At 35.7% G+C, this 17827-nt stretch carries 12 protein-coding genes and 1 pseudogene; 12 read left to right on the forward strand and 1 reads right to left on the reverse strand.

The annotated features are described in order from the left end of the window. Window positions 1-257: 257 nt before the first annotated feature. On the forward strand, window positions 258-563 hold the full coding sequence (locus AM506_RS21280) for a hypothetical protein (RefSeq protein ID WP_060675084.1): 306 nt from the start codon (window positions 258-260) through the stop codon (window positions 561-563). A gap of 14 nt (window positions 564-577) precedes the next feature. Beyond that, on the forward strand, window positions 578-1468 hold the full coding sequence (locus tag AM506_RS21285) for a phosphorothioated DNA-binding restriction endonuclease (protein WP_060675086.1): 891 nt from the start codon (window positions 578-580) through the stop codon (window positions 1466-1468). Between the two features lie 57 nt (window positions 1469-1525). On the opposite strand, the pseudogene AM506_RS21290 reads toward AM506_RS21285, so the two are convergent. Then, window positions 1526-4681: pseudogene (locus AM506_RS21290) on the reverse strand (DUF3427 domain-containing protein). Between the two features lie 246 nt (window positions 4682-4927). Between AM506_RS21290 and AM506_RS21295 the strand changes: the two are divergent. From AM506_RS21295 to AM506_RS21345, 10 genes are all read left to right on the forward strand, one after another. Next, window positions 4928-5155: an HTH-like domain-containing protein gene (locus AM506_RS21295; RefSeq protein WP_060675088.1), complete on the forward strand. Its 228-nt coding sequence runs from the start codon at window positions 4928-4930 to the stop codon at window positions 5153-5155. A gap of 155 nt (window positions 5156-5310) precedes the next feature. Continuing rightward, window positions 5311-5985, forward strand: a complete 675-nt coding sequence (locus tag AM506_RS21300) for a hypothetical protein (protein WP_235576172.1) — start codon at window positions 5311-5313, stop codon at window positions 5983-5985. A 183-nt stretch (window positions 5986-6168) separates the two neighbouring features. After that, the gene (locus AM506_RS21305) at window positions 6169-6606 is read left to right on the forward strand and encodes a hypothetical protein (protein WP_060675092.1); all 438 of its coding nucleotides are present in this window, start codon (window positions 6169-6171) and stop codon (window positions 6604-6606) included. Between the two features lie 733 nt (window positions 6607-7339). Next, window positions 7340-8539 (forward strand): IS110 family transposase, encoded by a 1200-nt coding sequence (locus AM506_RS21315; RefSeq protein ID WP_060675095.1) that lies wholly within the window; start codon window positions 7340-7342, stop codon window positions 8537-8539. A gap of 772 nt (window positions 8540-9311) precedes the next feature. Then, window positions 9312-11048: an asparagine synthase (glutamine-hydrolyzing) gene (gene asnB / locus AM506_RS21320; RefSeq protein WP_060675097.1), complete on the forward strand. Its 1737-nt coding sequence runs from the start codon at window positions 9312-9314 to the stop codon at window positions 11046-11048. Beyond that, window positions 11038-12003 carry a hypothetical protein gene (locus AM506_RS21325; protein ID WP_060675099.1) on the forward strand — a complete coding sequence of 322 codons (966 nt, stop codon included), beginning with the start codon at window positions 11038-11040 and terminating at the stop codon, window positions 12001-12003. The genes asnB and AM506_RS21325 overlap by 11 nt, the downstream gene beginning before the upstream one ends. Then, entirely contained in the window at window positions 11963-13072 is a 1110-nt protein-coding gene (locus AM506_RS21330; protein WP_060675101.1) for an acyl-CoA dehydrogenase family protein, read from the forward strand. Before AM506_RS21325 ends, AM506_RS21330 begins: the two co-directional genes overlap by 41 nt. Beyond that, window positions 13065-14381, forward strand: a complete 1317-nt coding sequence (locus AM506_RS21335; protein WP_060675103.1) for a dihydroorotase — start codon at window positions 13065-13067, stop codon at window positions 14379-14381. The genes AM506_RS21330 and AM506_RS21335 overlap by 8 nt, the downstream gene beginning before the upstream one ends. Window positions 14382-14420: 39 nt before the next feature. Further along, entirely contained in the window at window positions 14421-15596 is a 1176-nt protein-coding gene (locus AM506_RS21340) for an MFS transporter (RefSeq protein WP_060675105.1), read from the forward strand. Between the two features lie 312 nt (window positions 15597-15908). Next, window positions 15909-17162 (forward strand): helix-turn-helix transcriptional regulator, encoded by a 1254-nt coding sequence (locus tag AM506_RS21345; RefSeq protein WP_160316910.1) that lies wholly within the window; start codon window positions 15909-15911, stop codon window positions 17160-17162. The last annotated feature ends 665 nt before the right edge of the window (window positions 17163-17827 follow it).

Genomic DNA, 17827 nt, shown 5'->3' on the forward strand with positions numbered 1-17827 from the left:
GTAGGCACTTGGATGCCCAGAGACATGGGAGGGTACGTCATCATAAGCTACGCAGAGATCCATTGTGCATCGTATATTTTATCATCACTACTTCACTATATTTTCCCAGTAGTGACCGCGTAGCGCACCCAAGGATTGTAAGAGAATCACATATTTATAAAATACTGTTAGGGTGTATGTCAAAAAATATTTTTTTGACATCCCAACAACGGGTGAAACCGTTGATATATCAATATTTATAGAGGGAGTTAATAAATATGAAGAAATGTAGTAAGTGCAAGATTGAAAGTGAAAATAGTTTAATAGAAACAGATGAGTTTGGTAAATTAAAGGAAAGTGTATACTACTGTGAGCGTTGTTTCATAGAGAAGGTTACAGAAAGGAAAGATAACTTCAAACCGCAAACTTGCAGTCAGTGCAATAGTGCATTAAGTCCACTAGTAAATGAGGATATCTTTGATGAAGGAATAGTCTTTTATAGATGTCCTAATCAGAATGAAGGAATGAGCCATGATGAGTACGGGGAATATATTATTCAGCCCAAAGGAGAAAGTCATTTTTAAAGGTAGGAGAGTATATGAAGGAGACCTTAGACAAATTTCTTGTTCAGATTGAGATGATGAATTTAAATATTAGTAGTGGGAAACCCGCCCTGAAAAAACCACTATGTTTACTTCTGTTGATTTCCAAATTTGAGAATAAGACCATTAACGAAAATAAAATACGTTTTATTGAATTAGAAAAAGAACTTGGAGAATTGATCCTTTCGTTTGGAGCTCGGCCTAATAAAAGTGGCCCCAAACCAAATCAACCCTTTCAATATATGAACAGTTCTACTTTTTGGGACATTCACTTACCTAATGGAGTGGAGATGACTCATAAACGGGATCTGTCTCTTAAGATTTTAAGAGATAGTGAGACCTATGTTACATTAGATCAGGAAATATTTGAGATGTTAAATAATTCTAGGGAATTTAGAGCGATTGCGACGGAATTTATTCTAAAGAAGTGGTGGCCGGAAACAATTCAGGAAGAGATTCTTTCAAGTTTATCATTACCGGTTTATTTCCCTATCTCAACTAGACCACCCCGAAATAAAGAGTTTGCAGAGAAAGTCCTTTCTAACTTTCGGTACAGGTGTGCAATTTGCGGCTTTAATGCCACGTTTAATAAAAGCCACTTTGGATTAGATGGTGCACATATTAAATGGTTCTCTCAAAAAGGACCAGACATTGTCCACAATGGACTATCACTTTGTAAAATTCATCATTGGGCATTTGATAAAGGGGCTATTACGATTGAGCCTAAAAACTTAACAATAGAAGTTTCTCCACTATTTGTAGGGAGAGACCATCAAAGCATTGAAATTATTGAATCATTTAATGGGAAAGAGATTTTTCCTTTTAAAGAGGAGATGCCTGAGGCGAGATATCTGGATTGGCATTATGAGTATATTTTTATGCATTAATAAGATGGAAACTACAGAGCCATACTCTTAAACTTTGAGTATGGCTCTTATACATATCTATAAAATATTCTTATTCGCCCTCGGCACCAAATAAGAAGGCATCTCCACCTCAAGCTCCCACACGAAACTCATCGGCTTATTACCAGAATGCTTAATATAATTTGCTGTCCCTAAAAATACAAACGGGGAAGGAATGCTACCCTTTTCCTTCTTATACTCCCTTACAAACAATGCAATTTTCCCACCGATTTGACGGTGATGAATATATCGCTGACCAGTGGGGCTTTCCTCGCTCACTCTACTTTGCGTCTCCCAGTGAAAGAGGGTTTCGTTAATCGCGTAGTCTTCGTACAAAGTGGACGGTGAGAAATCTTTTTCTGATTTGTTCAGGGTGATAAAGAAGATGTCTAGGTTTTTGTCATTAAAGTATTTGACGCCTTCTCTAAAGGCTGGACTTTGATCTTCGTTGTAATAGTCGAAGCCTGCCATGATTTGGGCTGTGGAGTACTGGCTGTGTACTTGCAAGGGGCAGGTGAAGTCAAAGTTTGGTTCTAATTCAATGGTTTCTAGAGATTCGTATAGAACTTCTAAAATTTGTTTGATTTCGTCTTTAAAGACGGGATGCTCGAGTACGTTTTCGATTCCTTGTTTAATCGATGAAAGACCTTCTTTTGCAGGGTGTGCTTGATAGAAGGAGTAGTAGAAAAGGTTGAGCATGAGTTCTTCTTCTTTTCCGTTCACTTCTCTTGTATCCATATAGGTGAGTAGGAATGAGAGCAGTTTTCTTGAGTTGAGATGAAACAGATTCGGTAGACGACTGGTGATCCATTTTTCATTTTCATACGTGAAGTGTTCTTGGATCCCTGCTTCAACGAGAAGTCTGTGATAGCTTCTGTTTTTGTTTCCTCCATAGAAATCGTATAGATCTAGATGATAGTGTGTTAAGACATTGAGTAATGACTAGGGTAGACCGGTAGCTTGTTCGAAGGTTTTTAGTTTTGAGATGATGTTAGCCTTTGTATTGGCACTTGATTTGATGTTTCTCAGGATGTATTCCTTCGCTTGTTTTTCCAGTTGGACAAAGCAGCCTTTGGGAAGGTTGAAGAATCCTTTTTCTACATAGTGTTGCACAGAGTGTTTGGACTTACCTATGAGTGCCCGCAGTTTTTCATCATAAGAGTAGTTTTGATGGGCTTGTCCTACGAAGTCGAGAACGGTTAGGCATTCTTTGTCCTCTGCTAGACGAAGCCCGCGACCTAGTTGTTGCAGGAATACGGTTAAACTCTCCGTCGGTCGAAGGGATAATACCGTGTTGATTTCTGGAATGTCGATTCCTTCATTGTATAGATCGACGACGAATATGAACTTGATATCACCTCTCACCAGTAATTGTTGTGCCTCCATCCGAGTGGTCTTGTCTGATCCTCCATGTAGAGCAATAGAAGGGATGCCGGATTGGTTAAAGAAGTCGGCCATGTATTGGGCATGAGCGATGGAAACGCAGAATCCTAGTCCTTTGACGTCACCCAAGTCGGTTACATATTTCTCTACACTTTGAATGATTTGACTGCTTCTTAAATCGTTTGACGTGTAGACATTTTCTAATTGTTTCGTATCGTAGCCACCCCGGGACCATTTCAGGTGGGAGAGGTCAACGGTGTCGGTGACGCAGAAATATTGAAATGGACTTAATAGCTTCTGGTTGATGGCTTCGGTTAATCTCATTTCTGCGGCGATATGATCGTCGAAATAGGTGAGAACGCTTTTGCCATCCATACGTTCTGGAGTGGCTGTTAACCCTAATAGAATGCGAGGATGAAAATGATTCAGCAGCTTTTGATACGAGTCTGCTGCTGCGTGATGAAATTCATCGACAATGATGAAGTCGTAATAGTCGTTTTCTATGTGGGTGTGAAGCTGTTTGCTATTAAAGCTTTGAATGCTGACGAATACATGATCTAGTGAAGAAGGCTGGTGTGTTCCGACTAGCATTTCTCCGAAGTTGGGGTCTCTGAGTATGGCACGAAAGGTATCCATGCTTTGCTTTAAGATCTCTTCTCGATGGGCCACAAACAACAGTTTTGCTTTTCCTCCGTTCGCTTTTCTGAACCGTTTATAGTCGAAGGCAGAGATGACGGTTTTACCAACACCCGTTGCCGCGACTAATAGGTTCTTCTGTCTTCCGTGAATGTCTCGTTCTGCCTCTAACTTCTCGAGAATTTCTTTTTGGTAGTAATAGGGTTGAATATCAAAGATATACTGAACAGAGCTTTCGGCTACTTCGAATTTACTTCTTTCAAGAGCCATTCGTAGAGTGTGCGTATCCTCTTCGTTTTTTCCATTAAACGCTTTAAACTCCTTGTCATTCCAGTAGCTTTCAAACGTTGCTTCACATTTTTTTAGCACATCAATGGAATCCTTTTCGGTTACTTTCACATTCCACTCTAAACCGGAAGTAAGAGCTGGATTGGATAGATTCGACGATCCTATGTAAGCGGTGCTGAAGCCGGTATCTCGTTTGAACAGATAAGCTTTTGCATGAAGACGAGTTCGTTTCACATCATAGGAAATTCGAATCTCCGTGTTGGATAACTTACTTAGTTCCTGAATCGCTTTATAATCCGTCGCTTCCATGTAAGAGGTGGTAATGATGCGAAGCTTGCCTCCTCCTTCAGTAAACGTCTTTAATTCTTCTAAAATGATTCTCAAGCCACTCCACTTAATAAATGACACGAGCATTTCGATGGAATCCGAGGAGAGGATTTCTTTTTTTAGTTCACCCAGCATATTCGGTTCATAGCTCGATCCCGTGAATAACGAGCTTTCTGAGATGGGAGTGACGGGCCGGAAGACTTCTTGCTGCTGGATGCTTCTTACGGAATTTACTCGAGAGTAGATATGCGTTAATACTTCAGCTTCTTCTGATATTTTAAGAGAGTTGAATTCTTGTTGATCTAAGTTTCGGCTCAGTGTGTCGATGATCTCGTTGCAGGTTTCGATTTGTTTAAGGAGAGCATCTTGATCGTTCTTTTCTTGATCGCGGACATGTTTGAGAGCGTTTCTTGTCACAGAGCTTATGTAGGAAGACAGCATCTTACGGGCTTCTTCTACGTCTATAGGGATACGGCCGATTTCCATGTCTAGGTCTGTGTTGGCTAGTTCTTGGTGGAGCTTTTGGGTAATGATTTGTTCATAGATTCCTTGTTTGAGCATGGTGGTGGACACTTCTTTCTGGATTGGGGTTATTTGGTATTAGTTTATCATAGATGGGATCGTAGAGTGCCCAGCTATTATTAATTTATCAGTGGGTGTGATCACTCTTTAGCCAAGTGAATTAACAATGGTGTTTAGTATTTCATTTGCTAAGTCTGATTGCACCAAATTATGGTATTGTTAATATATAGAAAAGTATTAAAGAGGATGGTAAATAACCCGCTTCTAAATAATGGAGGAATTATGTTGAATAAGAATGATCTCGCCAAGAAGTTACATGATATGTACTCAAATGCACCTGAAGGATATCAAGTAGCTCATATACATTTGTTTGGAGTGAAGTATGCTGATGCTATTCAAAGAAATCATTACAAGATTAGTGAGATTGTGAGTTTGTCGGGGATTAGGCCATCATATGCTACAGAGGTTAGTAAGGGGATAAAGTTATCAAAATATGTTTTGCCTAAAAACTAGTTTTTATAACTTTTTAATTAGGTGGTAAGAACAGTCATTCAACTGAGGAGGAGATTGAAATTAATAAATATATTATTGATATTTATGAACAGGTTTGGGATGAGGAATATTTTGGCCCGGTAGAAGATATTCACCTTGATACACTGTGTTATCAGATGGATAAAAATATAAGTGAATTCTCGAGTGAAATTCATAGAACAATTGGGCATGGGAAAAATGATGGTTTTTCTGTTCATATTAACAGTCTCGATAATATTGTTTTTGTAAGAATAGAGCTTTTCTGGGTAAATGACTACTCGTATATTACTGATTATTTAAAACGTAATGGACAAGAAATTGATTATCCCATAATGGATGTTAACATCACAAATCAATTAATTCAGGTTTCTCATATTGAAGAAAAGTGGAAACTGGAACTAATTAATGAGTTGAAAAATGAGTTTAATGATCAGCTAACAATAACCCATTCGGAGAGGATTTTTGAAAAAGGAGCTTCGGATTGGAAATTAGATTTACTATTATGGTTAAGCAATATTCCTGTCTCAATTATTAGCGCATTTGTATACGATTTTTTAAAAAGAAAAAAATCAGAGAATGCAAGAGTTAGCATTACTGATCATTTTGATAAAGGGTATGTGCTTGACATAGCATCTAAGGTAAGTGGAATTAGTGTGAATGACTTAGAATTAATCAAAATTGATTATGATGAATCTAATCAGTCTTCTACCTACATAATTACAAGTAGGTATGTAGATATTAAATTAACTCTTGATAAGTCATATGAAATAATTGGCTATAAGCTGGATAAGAAAACTCAATTGAAAATTTAGAGTTTGTTATAAAACATTGTTTAATTGGGTAACGTTACCATTTTACTAAAGGTAACCGTCCCTGGTTAACTCCAGAAGATCATTTGGAAGTGTATAGAATGTGGACACAAAATAGCATTTCAAGTTCTAACATATACGAGTCAGAATATGACTAGATAAATTAATAGTAGGAGGATGCGAAAAATGAAAAAAACGATATTCATTGCCCTTTTTGTAACAGTGCTTACAGGTCTATTTGCTGGGTGTAGTTCAACAAGTTCAGGAAACAGTGATAAAACCTCAAAGCAAATACCAGAGTTAACAGGTGATTGGAAACAAGCAAATAGTAAATCCTCAGACACTTATCAAGCTGCTACAATCAATAATGATACGATTGAAATCTACTGGGTAAGCGATAACGGCGACACAAAATCCCTGTATTGGGCTGGCTCTTTTACCGCTCCTACAACTGCAGACGAACCTTATACTTGGGATTCAGAAAATGCCCATAGTAAAACGGAAAATGCTATGCTTGCATCTTCGGATGATACTAAAACAATGACATACCAAGATGGAGTATTAAGTTATGAGGTTTCTGCTTTGGGGACGACTACAAAGGTTAAACTCGAAAAACAAAAATAATTTCAAATAGACTAGAGACGGTTCTCACTCTACCCCGAAAAGTAGAATGCGAACCGTCCCCAGTTGACCTTTAGTCGACAATATAGTTCAGTAGGAAGTTGGTAAGGAACAAGACCTTGCCAATAATGAGGTGATTAGATGAAGAATCAAATAATTTTAATATTTTTTGTGTCGGCATTGCTTATTGGATTTCTTGTTTATATTGGCCCGTTTAATCAATCACTAGGATTACAGTTACTTTTTTTATTTTTTACGGGGGTAATGGCGTTTGCAACGTATAAAAATAAATATAAAGTACCTTTTGTTGTTTTATCTGTTTCTTTTTTTGTATCACTTAGTTCAATTATGTTATTGGTAATCAAATAATTTTAGAACTGAGGGAACGAAACTCCTTTTCCTTTCAAAGTCTCAAATCCACAGGGACAGATAACTCGGCTATTGGTCCGAGGTATCTGTCCCTATTTGATAAATTTGAGGCGCTGTGACGTATCTAGCGCATCTTTTAACTGGGTCCGTTCCCGGTTTATTCCGTTCCCTATCTCATCACCCATATTTTGAATTTTCCACCTACTACAGGTACTATATTGATAGTGAAAAAAACTGTAAAAAGGAGCATTCCTGTTAGAAGGATTTTTGGGGACTTGAACAAAAAAGAGCCCTCTTGGTATGATACGGGGTGTCAAATCGTGGACCGAGATGACCCCTAACTTAGTTAACCAAGGAGGACTCCAAATTGGATTTTAAACAAAATCAGAAAATAAATCAAGTCACCGAACAAACACTCGTAGTAGGCATTGACATTGCGAAGCGAAAACATTTCGCCTGCTTTGTCGATGACCGTGGGCGGGTGCTCCACGAAAAAACGGAAGTAATCGTTGGAATTGAACCTACTGGTCATTACTGGCTTAACCTCGCTTATTTCCTTGAGGAACGGGGCATTCCCTTGGTTATGACCAATCCGATGCATGTCAAACGGTCAAAGGAATTGGATGACAATCTGCCAACCAAACATGATCGCAAAGATGCGCTAGTCATCGCTCGATTGATCAAAGATGGGCGCTTTAGTTATCCTCGTATCATGAAGGACATGGAGGCTGAACTCCGCGTAGGTTCAACATTCAGAAGCAAGTTGACAGAGGAATTAGGCGCCGTCAAAAACATGATCATTCGTTGGCTAGATCGCTATTTCCCTGAGTTCACCCAAGTCTTTCCGTCTTTTGGGAAGATGGCATTGGCTGCCCTGGAGTGCACGCCATTTCCTAGTGATTTTCACCAGAAACAACCGGATGATTTATTAACACTTTATCGTCAAGTTGAGGGGCTGAAATCTCCCCAAAGACCCAAAGCATTGCGCCTTATTGAAGTCGCAGCTAACTCTATTGGAATAACAGAAGGACGAGAGATGGCCCGAATTGAAATTGCCACACTTGTCCGTCGTTATCATCAACTAGAACAGGATATTGAAAGCCTCACTCAACATTTAGTTGGGCTTGTAGAGACGTCTGTAGAATACGAATGGCTATCAACAGTTCCAGGACTTGGAGACACAACGATTGTTGATGTATTAGCTGAAATCGGAAGCTTTTCACACTACGAAGATCCACGCCAACTAATCAAACTCGCGGGATTAACATTACGTGAAAACTCTTCCGGCCAGCATAAAGGGCAAAAACGCATCTCTAAACGGGGAAGAAGAAAGCTTCGTGCCCTCCTTTTCCGAGTGATGATGCCGATGATTCGCCACAATGAGGCCTTTAAAAAGCTACACGAATATTATACAAACCGTCAGGTTAATCCATTACGCAAGAAGCAATCCATTGTGGTTTTATGCGGTAAGCTATTAAAAGTTTTACACGGTATTAGTACAAAACACAAAGCGTTTGACGCACAGCGAATGATGAGGGATATTCCTAGTCTCGCAGAGACTGCTTAAGGCCCTACATCCTCTTAAATGGATTTAGACAACAGGATGACACGGAGAAGCTGGCACTATTTTTTCCATTCGACCTCGAGTCCCTAAAGGAGCTTCGCTAGCCTCTGCCTTATGACTAGACCGAACGAAGGAATGTAGGCACTTGGATGCCCAGAGACATGGGAGGGTACGTCATCATAAGCTACGCAGAGATCCATTGTGCATCGTATATTTTATCATCACTACTTCACTATATTTTCCCAGTAGTGACCGCGTAGCGCACCCAAGGATTGTAAGAGAATCACATATTTATAAAATACTGTTAGGGTGTATGTCAAAAAATATTTTTTTGACATCCCAACAACGGGTGAAACCGTTGATATATCAATATTTATAGAGGGAGGTACYGTGAAGAAACTAGTTGTGCGTAACACCCAGGCTGTAGTAGAAAAGAACAACTCTCAAATTGCTGCTTCAAYTAAGTAATTAAAAGAGAAAGGTTACTTAAAGGAGGTGAGTACYGTGAAGAAACTAGTTGTGCGTAACACCCAGGCTGTAGTAGAAAAGAACAACTCTCAAATTGCTGCTTCAACTAAGTAATTARAAGAGAAAGGTTACATAAAAGGAGGTGAGTACTGTGAAGAAACTAGTTGTGCGTAACACCCAGGCTGTAGTAGAAAAGAACAACTCTCAGATTGCTGCTTCTACTAAGTAAATCTTGATAAATGGATGAGTAGAGAGGTGAATATCGGCTTCTCTGCTCATTTGTTTCATTTTAGGAAGGAGAATAAACATGTGTGGAATTATAGGCTTTACTAATGTAGAAAATCAGGTGTCTGCTACAAAAGATCTAGAAGTAATGATGGAAAAAATAAAGCACAGGGGGCCCGATGAACACGGGATATATATAGATGAAGAAGTTGCTTTAGGTGCTGTAAGACTTAGCATAAATGACCTCTCTAATGGAAGCCAGCCGTTTTCTAATGAAGATGGTACCGTTACTGTTATTTACAACGGAGAGATATATAATTTTCACGAATTAACTAAAAATTTAATAGAAAAAGGGTATCAACTCCATTCACAGTGTGACGGAGCAGTCATTCCATATCTATATGAAGAGTATGGTGTTGAATTTCTAAAATTAATAGATGGAATGTACTCAATTGCTCTGTGGGATTCAAAAAAAGAAAAATTAGTATTGGCAGTAGATCCAATGGGGATTAAGCCACTATACTACCATGTGACAGAAAATAACCAACTGTTATTTGGTTCTGAACTTAAAGGATTTCTACATAAGATAAAAGATATAAAAATATGTTATAAATCGATTTTCCAATATCTGAGATATAAATTTATTCCCGCTCCATATACCCCTTTTGAGTCTGTTCACAAATTGAAAGGTGGAGAAGTGTTAACATATTCTTCAGGAGAATTATCATTTAAATATATAAAAGTTGAAGAAATTTTAACTACAAACAAAAATACTTTAGAAGAGGACTTAATTGAAAGTGTTTATTCAACTACAATGAGCGATGTAGATACAGCTTGTATTGCAAGTGGAGGTTTAGACTCAAGTTTTGTGTTGAAAATAATGTCTGAACAAAGAATTACCCCTTTGCAAGTTTATACAGTTGGTTACAAAGGAATGCATAAAGATGATGAAACAAAATTCGCATCTTTAATAAGTGCTCAACAAGAAGCCTTGTTTAATGGAATCAAATTAGACTATAGTGAGATACCAAATATTCTTTCAAAAGTTATTTATTATTTAGATGAACCAAACCAAGATCCTATTAGTGTTCCATTTTTTTATTTGATGAAATATATAGGTAGAAATTTCAAAGTAGTTTTAACGGGCGACGGAGCTGACGAGATATTTGGAGGGTATGACAGGTTTAAAAATTGGGATGACAATGGAAATAGTGAAGGATACTTTAGCGAATTGTGTCTATTTAATGATGATGAATTATCTAGCCTTTTCAATCGCAAACCAAATTTCAATAGAGATGCTGACATAGAGTTATCAAATGTGAAATCACTTCGCGATGCAATAAACTGGGAAAGAAAGTATCGTTTACAGTCGTATCATCTTAATAGAGTTGATAAGCTTTCAATGGCATGGGGAGTAGAGGCTCGGGTTCCGTTTTTAAGGCCAAAGATAGTGCAACATACTAGAACTTACAATGAAAATCAATATCGAGACAATGGGACAGAGAAAGCAGAATTAAGAAAGGCTGTTGGTGCTCATTTACCTGATTGGTTAAACCAAAGAAAGAAAAAACCTTTTAGGTTCCCTATCTCTGAATGGTTAAAAGGAGAATTAAGGGATTGGGTGCATGAAAATTTATTAGGCTCAAATTGCGAGTTGCACTACTTCCTTAACAAAAAGGAAATTGAAAAGTTGGTTTATAATCATGAGGCTAACTTAGAAGATAATAGCTATAAAATTTGGAGTTTAATAGTTCTCAATTTGTATATAGTAAATTTCAATAATGAGTACAAAAATAGGAAGATTGAATATGCTAGATAATTCTATTCCAATTATGAAAAGTGGTACTTCTTTAGTGGCAATTATTGATGTGAATAAAATGAAAATATATGAAAATTTAAATATCACATATCTAAAAGAGATTATTTATAAAGTGAAAAAGAAATACGGTATTAACCTAAATAAATTTGCTGTTTTGACACCAGAGTCAAAAGAACTTTTTTTCATTCAATATATACCTTCTCTCGATAAAATAGATTTGAGCGGGAACTGTGGTAATGCCGTGGTAGCAGCATATGAATATCTTATAAAACACTATGGAGAATCAAGTTCTATAAGTTTGAAAAATACAAACAAGGTTATGAAACTTCAATTAAAAAGTAAAGTAGATAGTTTAAATAGTATTATAGAATTAAACTTTTTCGATTTTACTCCAACTCAACTAAAAAGTACTTTTCCTTTAAATGATAGGCTATTATTGGTACAAAAGGAGATAGAATCAATTCCAGTATCTGTTGTAGATGTAGGTAACCCTTACATTTGGGTAAGAAAGAAGGATATATCAGCTAATTCTTTGTCTTCTTGGGGAATAGATGAAATGAGAAAACTAGAGGACATTAGACGAGAAATTCAAAAAGTTCTCAATATACCTAATCAATCAGTATTTCCTAAAATTGCAGCCTTCTCAAATAATAAGAGCCTTCCTGAATTTGAAGTGAGAAGTATATCAGTACCAAGTTGGCATCCAAGTTTTGCATTAACTGGAATAATAAATTTATGCTATACAATAAGTATGGATAACACAATTATTAGTAACGAGTTACTTAAAAAAAAACCAACTAGTTTATCTATAAAAACCCCTTCTAATAATATGAAGGTATCATTAGATTATAATCATGGAAGTATTTATTGTTTGAAAATTGAACAAAAAGTAACAAAGATAGGAGAGGTTTTTGTTGATTTCAATAGAAATGGACTTCAAGAAATTAGTATCTGAATTAACAAATAAGGTAAGAACAGAGGAAAGTAAAGATATTACAGGTAGAACTTTAGAACTGTTAAAGGAATATGGACTATTTGGAATTTTAGTACCTAAAGATTTTGGTGGGATTGGAGGTAATATAGTAGATACAACTTATATTATTGAGGCGGTTTCACGAGTTTGTCCATCGGCAGGTGCAATCTTTATGTTTCATAATCAGGTTGTAAAAAGAATTTTAGAATTTGGAAGTGAAGTTCAAAAAAGAAGATATCTTCCCTACATCGCAACTGGGGATATTATAGGAGCATCTTCATGGAGTGAACTCAACGCTGGTGCTGATAAACAAGGGTTAAAGAGCTATGCCGTAAAAGAAAATGGATTTTATAAACTCAATGGAAATAAGGCATTTTGTACAGGAGCAGAGTTAGCAGATTTATATACTATTCTAGTTAGAACTGGAACACAACCTGGAAGAGAATTGTCTTTTTTTATTGTAGAGAAAGCGCAAACAGGACTATCATTTGGAGATAACTGGGATGGGATGGGGATGTGTGGTTCCTCAACTAAAGAAATTAAATGTAAAGATTGTCTCATTCCTAGTGACAACTTAATAGGGAAACAAGGTCAAGGGAGAGCCCTTATGAGTGCAAATAGAAAAGTAGCTCTTCACCCCGGGATAATAGGCCTAGGGATTTGCAAGGAGGCAATCAATTTATTTAAACATGAATTAAATGAAAAAGAGAGGCTATGGGACTTTCAGAACACAAGAATGCAGCTTGCTGATATAGTAACTCAAGTCGAAGCATTACATGAGTTAGTATATAAAGCAGCGCATTTAGCTGATAAAAACGAAATTAGGTCAGAGGATATATCTTTAAAGGCAAAAATTATGGGAGCTAATGTTAGTAATCAAGTAACCAGTATTATTCTCCAGTTATTCGGTGCGAATGGATATAGAATTGGTTTTGGTATTGAGAAACTCTTTAGAGACTCTCATGCGCTAGGAATCATGGGACCTACAACAGAGTTGTGTAAGGAATTCGTCTCAAAGATTTGGTTTGCAGAGGAGGAAACCTATGCTTGATTTGTTAATTCAAAACACAACTTTAATCCAAAGTTCTAAAATTATTAGCGAGAGATTTTCATTAGGGATCAAAAATAAAAAAATTGCCTTTATTGGTCAAGAACAATTACCAATAGCTAAAAGATATATTGCTGGATCTAATTTATATACGTTGCCTGGTATTATTGATAGTCATGTCCATTTTAGAAGCCCAGGATTTGAGCATAAAGAAGACTTTACCTCTGGATCTAAAGCTGCAATTGCAGGTGGTGTTACGACAGTATTTGATATGCCAAATACTTCTCCTCCAATAGATAGTGTAAAAAAATTAGAAAAGAAAATAAAGGCCATTGGAGGTAATTCTTATGTTAATTTTAAACAACATTTCTTATTAACAAACAAAAACAAAGAGGAAATTATTAATCTAGATTCTAGGAGTATAGCAACAGTTAAAGTTTTCATGGCAGGTCATGAAACAGCAAACGAAGTTGTATATGATTCAGATTATATACTTGAAATTGCCAAAATTCTAAAAGAAAAAGGGATTATCATGTCTGTACATGCAGAGTTTCAACCTTCATTTGAAAAACGTTCTGTTATAAACACTCCTGAGGATTATACAAAAGTTAAAACCAGAAAAGCTGCTATTGATGCAGTCGAAATCCTTATTAAAATAGCTATTAAAACTGGATGCCACATTCATGTACTACATGTATCAACGATTGAAGAAGTTCAACTCCTTAACAAAGCCAAAAAGGAAGGGGTGAGTATAAGTTATGAATTCATCCCTCCCCACTTATGGTTTACTTGCACTGATTTTCATAGAAATGGTTGGAATTATAAATTAAGTCCGCCACTGCGGGAAGAAAAGGACATTGCTTTCTTGTGGGAACAGGTTATCAACAACCAAGTGGATTTAATTGGTTCCGATCATGCTCCTCACACAGTTTTTGAGAAAAAAACATTACATCCGGCTGGGATGCCAGGAGTCCAAGAGTTGTTCAATTCCATGTTTACTGGGTTAACTAGAAGAGGAATCGACAACATCGAGGCTTTTAAGATAATAGTAAGGCTACTATGCGAAAATCCCTCTAAAATGTTTAATTTGAAAAACAAAGGCATATTACTAGAAGGAAAAGATGCAGATATTGTTCTTTTCTCCACTCAAAAAAAATGTGATAAGAAGATTCATTCCAAATGTAAATGGTCTCCATTTAATTATGAAGAATTTAAGGGTAATGTTGAATTAACAATAGTAAACGGTACTATAGTTTACGAAAACGGGATTGTGCAACAAAAAGTACCGGGTGAGGGTCTTGGTCATATTTAAGGAGGTGTTTACAAATGAAGAAGAAAAAGGAAAGGCTCTATGTTAATTACAAGTACCTTAGGAGACTGGTTCAATACTATTGCTTTATTAAGTTTTGTATATATTACCACCAATTCACCATTAATGATTAGTTTTACTTTGATAAGTAACAGTCTGCCCCAATTATTAGCAAGTCCTTTTGCAGGAGTCTTTGTTGACAAAAGTAATCGAAAAGTAATTATGGTGGTAACAGATTTTGTAAGGGCAATAGTTATACTGGGATTATTATTCGCAGAAAATTATATATACATAGTCTTTATAGTAAATATAATACTAGGGTTATGTACTACATTGTTTAATCCTGCTAGACAAAGTGTTTTGCCAAACATCGTTAATAAGAAGGATTTCACTACTGCAAACTCCTTATCTAGTTCCATGAAAGGAGTAGCTTCAATTATTGGTGCGTCTTTGGGTGGTTTAATAGCAGGACTAATTACTCCAAATATAGCTTTTATTATTAACAGCTTAACATTTGTTATATCTGGGTTAATAATCTCAAAAGTTAATATTCCTTCTACAGAAAAAAGAGATAAAAATGTGAGCTTCTTCCGTGATATGAAGGAAGGCTATATTTTTATTATTAAGACTCCAATTATTCTAGCTTTAGTATTAGTAGGTGTATCGTGGGGAGTAGTAGGAGGTGTTTACCAAGTTTTACTTACTTTATATGGATCAGACATATTTGGAATGGGTAGTAATGGTGTAGGAATACTTTATACAACACAAGGTATTGGCGTTGTTATAGGAGGTTTATTGGTAGCTAAGTTTGTTGGATCGAACGTTCAGAAAATGAAAAAATATTATGGATGGGCATATTTACTCCAAGGGATATTTTTTATATTCTTTGCTATTTCAACAAATATATACCTTGGGGTAGCGAGTCTATTATTAATGAGGATTGCAGGTGGGGTTATCATTCCATTAGACACTACTCTGTTACAATCTTATTCTCCCGACGATAAGATAGGGAAGGTTTTTACATTACATTTTTCTGTATATGGTTCTATATTCCAACTGTCTATGTTTTTTACAGGCATACTTTTAGAGTCTTTTTCTCCACAAGTAATAGGTGTAAGTTTCGGGTTGCTATGTACCTTTATTAGTTGCACATGGTTATTGTTACTACAAGGAGGATTTTTAGATTCTAAGGATGGTCAAGAAGAAAAGTTAGCCTAGCTAATGCTTAGGAAAAAAAGCTAATAATCAAAAACGGTATTCTACTAACCCAATGGAAGAATACCGTTTTGGATTATTATATTAAATTCTGTTCACTAATTTGTTCGCTAAACGCACCAACATCATCATCAGCACTACCTAACAAGTGCTCATCTTTAGTATAATTGTTGCTGAGTATTAAGATGAAAATTGTAGCTATTAGTATTTTTAAAGTGGACTTCAATTTATACCTTCCCCCTTTTAATATGGTATAATTATACCATAATTATAAATAAAAGGATATTAATTAGGATAATGGGAGCAGAGAACCTTATGGCTAGTATTAACCATGAAATTAGAATGGCAAGAAAAAGATTAGGACTGACATTAAAAAGTGTATGCGGAGAATTTATGTCGGTAAGTAATTTAAGTAATATAGAGAATGGAAAAACAAGAATTAAAAGAGATACTTTAATTTATTTGAAAAAAAAATTAAATTTACCTGACGACCTCTTGGAGAATGCAGAAGCGAGAGGGAGAGTTGAAAGCCTACATCTGAAAGCCTCAACGTACAAAACGAGTAAATCTACGATTAAAGCTATTTCCTGTTATAAGGAAATCATAGATTTATGTGAAGAAAATTTTATAGAAGACGAATTAGCAATTGCTCTACGGGAGCTAGGCATTCTACAAATGGAAATGAAAAATCAAAGTGCAATAAAAAACTTAGAAAAAAGTGCTGAGCTTTTTTCCGAACAACAAAATTATAAAGAGCTGGCAGTTACAACAACTAAATTGGGTGCTGCATATTTTTCGGTAGAAAACTATTCTAAGGCAACTGATCTATTTAAAGAGGCTCTGATGTATATGAAGGATGATACAGGCAAGGGTTCATTATTTTATAACTTGGCCTCTACTTATTTCCGTTTAGGAGAAATTGGTGAAGCAACTCATTATTGCGAATTAGCTATAGAAAATCTTACACTAAATGATGTTGATTATCTTATTAGTGCAAATATTTTACAAGGTATTTTATTTTCAAAAGTATCTTTATTCCAACTCTCAAGAAAAGCACTTACTAAGGCTAAAAAACTGTCCGAAAAACATAATTCTCCTTACTTACTATCAAAGGTGCTATTAAATCTAGGTAATGTTGAAATGGAATTAAACCAGAATAGTGGGTTGCCTATGGACTACTTTAAGTTATCTGGTGAATTAAAAAGAGACTTTAATGATGTGATAGGCATGATTAGATTAAATAGGTCCATTGCCAAATGGTATATTCGTAACAATAATATAAATTTAGCGGAATCACTCTTAGAGGAAGCTTTACAACAATCTAGAAAAATGAAAAATAAGTATGACGAAATGAAGTGTCTTGAAGAAATAAGCGATTTTACTTTAAAGAACAATAAAGATTATCAAAATTCTATAGATTTATTATTCAAGGCCCTACTAATAGCTAGAGACATCCAGTCTACTAAAGCAGAAAAAAGGATATTAGAATCCTTGAGTAATGTATTTTATTTGAAAGGGGATAAGCAAAAGAGTTTTGAAAAATATATTGAATTGAAAAACATTAGATAATTATTTATTTAGGGTGATAGAATTTGAAAATATCTTTAAAGTTGCTTTAATTTACTGTTCATCTGAAAAAATTGAATCCATTATTTAGACCTCCCTAAGCTTTGTTTATTGGTTAGACTCATTTAATTCATTCATATGTTTGAAATTTGTGAGTGCCATTATAAATTGCTAACATTTTGCTAACGCAATCTCATGAACAACGGTACATCACCGTTAATGATGTTACAGTAAGAACTTAGTAAAACGTGGACTTACAGCACTTTTTGCACTTCAAGTTAAAGATATTACACACTCTCACCTTAGGGGCGGCATGATGTAATCAACTCCAAATTTATTGTTGTATCACGAATTTGGAGCGTTCATACTCTCGATGTATCCGAATAGCTAGTTGATTTTAATAAGTTCAAAAATATAAAAGAGGCTGGGACAAAACCCTCCTCTAAAATGAAGAAGCCGGTAAAATTTTACTCCTCGTAAAATTTTACCGGCTTTAATTATTTTTTAAATTAAAATAAGGACCACTTCTGATAAAATAAAGTTACCACACAAAATTTTAATCGAAAGAAGGGTCCTTATGTTTAAAAATTATATCATGAATCAAGTGGTTTTGCCTTTAGATTTAGAAGTGAAGTTGCAAAAAAATGATGTTGCATTCCATATCCATC

The organism is Rossellomorea vietnamensis, assembly GCF_001305855.1.
Lineage (GTDB): Bacteria > Bacillota > Bacilli > Bacillales > Bacillaceae_B > Rossellomorea > Rossellomorea vietnamensis_A.

Excerpts from the sequence above, each read along its gene's own strand:
- AM506_RS21280 (WP_060675084.1), top strand. The coding sequence starts at position 258 with ATGAAGAAATGTAGTAAGTGCAAGATTGAAAGTGAAAATAGTTTAATA.
- AM506_RS21285 (WP_060675086.1), top strand. The coding sequence starts at position 578 with ATGAAGGAGACCTTAGACAAATTTCTTGTTCAGATTGAGATGATGAAT.
- AM506_RS21300 (WP_235576172.1), top strand. The coding sequence starts at position 5,311 with ATGGATAAAAATATAAGTGAATTCTCGAGTGAAATTCATAGAACAATT.
- AM506_RS21305 (WP_060675092.1), top strand. The coding sequence starts at position 6,169 with ATGAAAAAAACGATATTCATTGCCCTTTTTGTAACAGTGCTTACAGGT.
- asnB (WP_060675097.1), top strand. The coding sequence starts at position 9,312 with ATGTGTGGAATTATAGGCTTTACTAATGTAGAAAATCAGGTGTCTGCT.
- AM506_RS21325 (WP_060675099.1), top strand. The coding sequence starts at position 11,038 with ATGCTAGATAATTCTATTCCAATTATGAAAAGTGGTACTTCTTTAGTG.
- AM506_RS21335 (WP_060675103.1), top strand. The coding sequence starts at position 13,065 with ATGCTTGATTTGTTAATTCAAAACACAACTTTAATCCAAAGTTCTAAA.
- AM506_RS21340 (WP_060675105.1), top strand. The coding sequence starts at position 14,421 with ATGTTAATTACAAGTACCTTAGGAGACTGGTTCAATACTATTGCTTTA.
- AM506_RS21345 (WP_160316910.1), top strand. The coding sequence starts at position 15,909 with ATGGCTAGTATTAACCATGAAATTAGAATGGCAAGAAAAAGATTAGGA.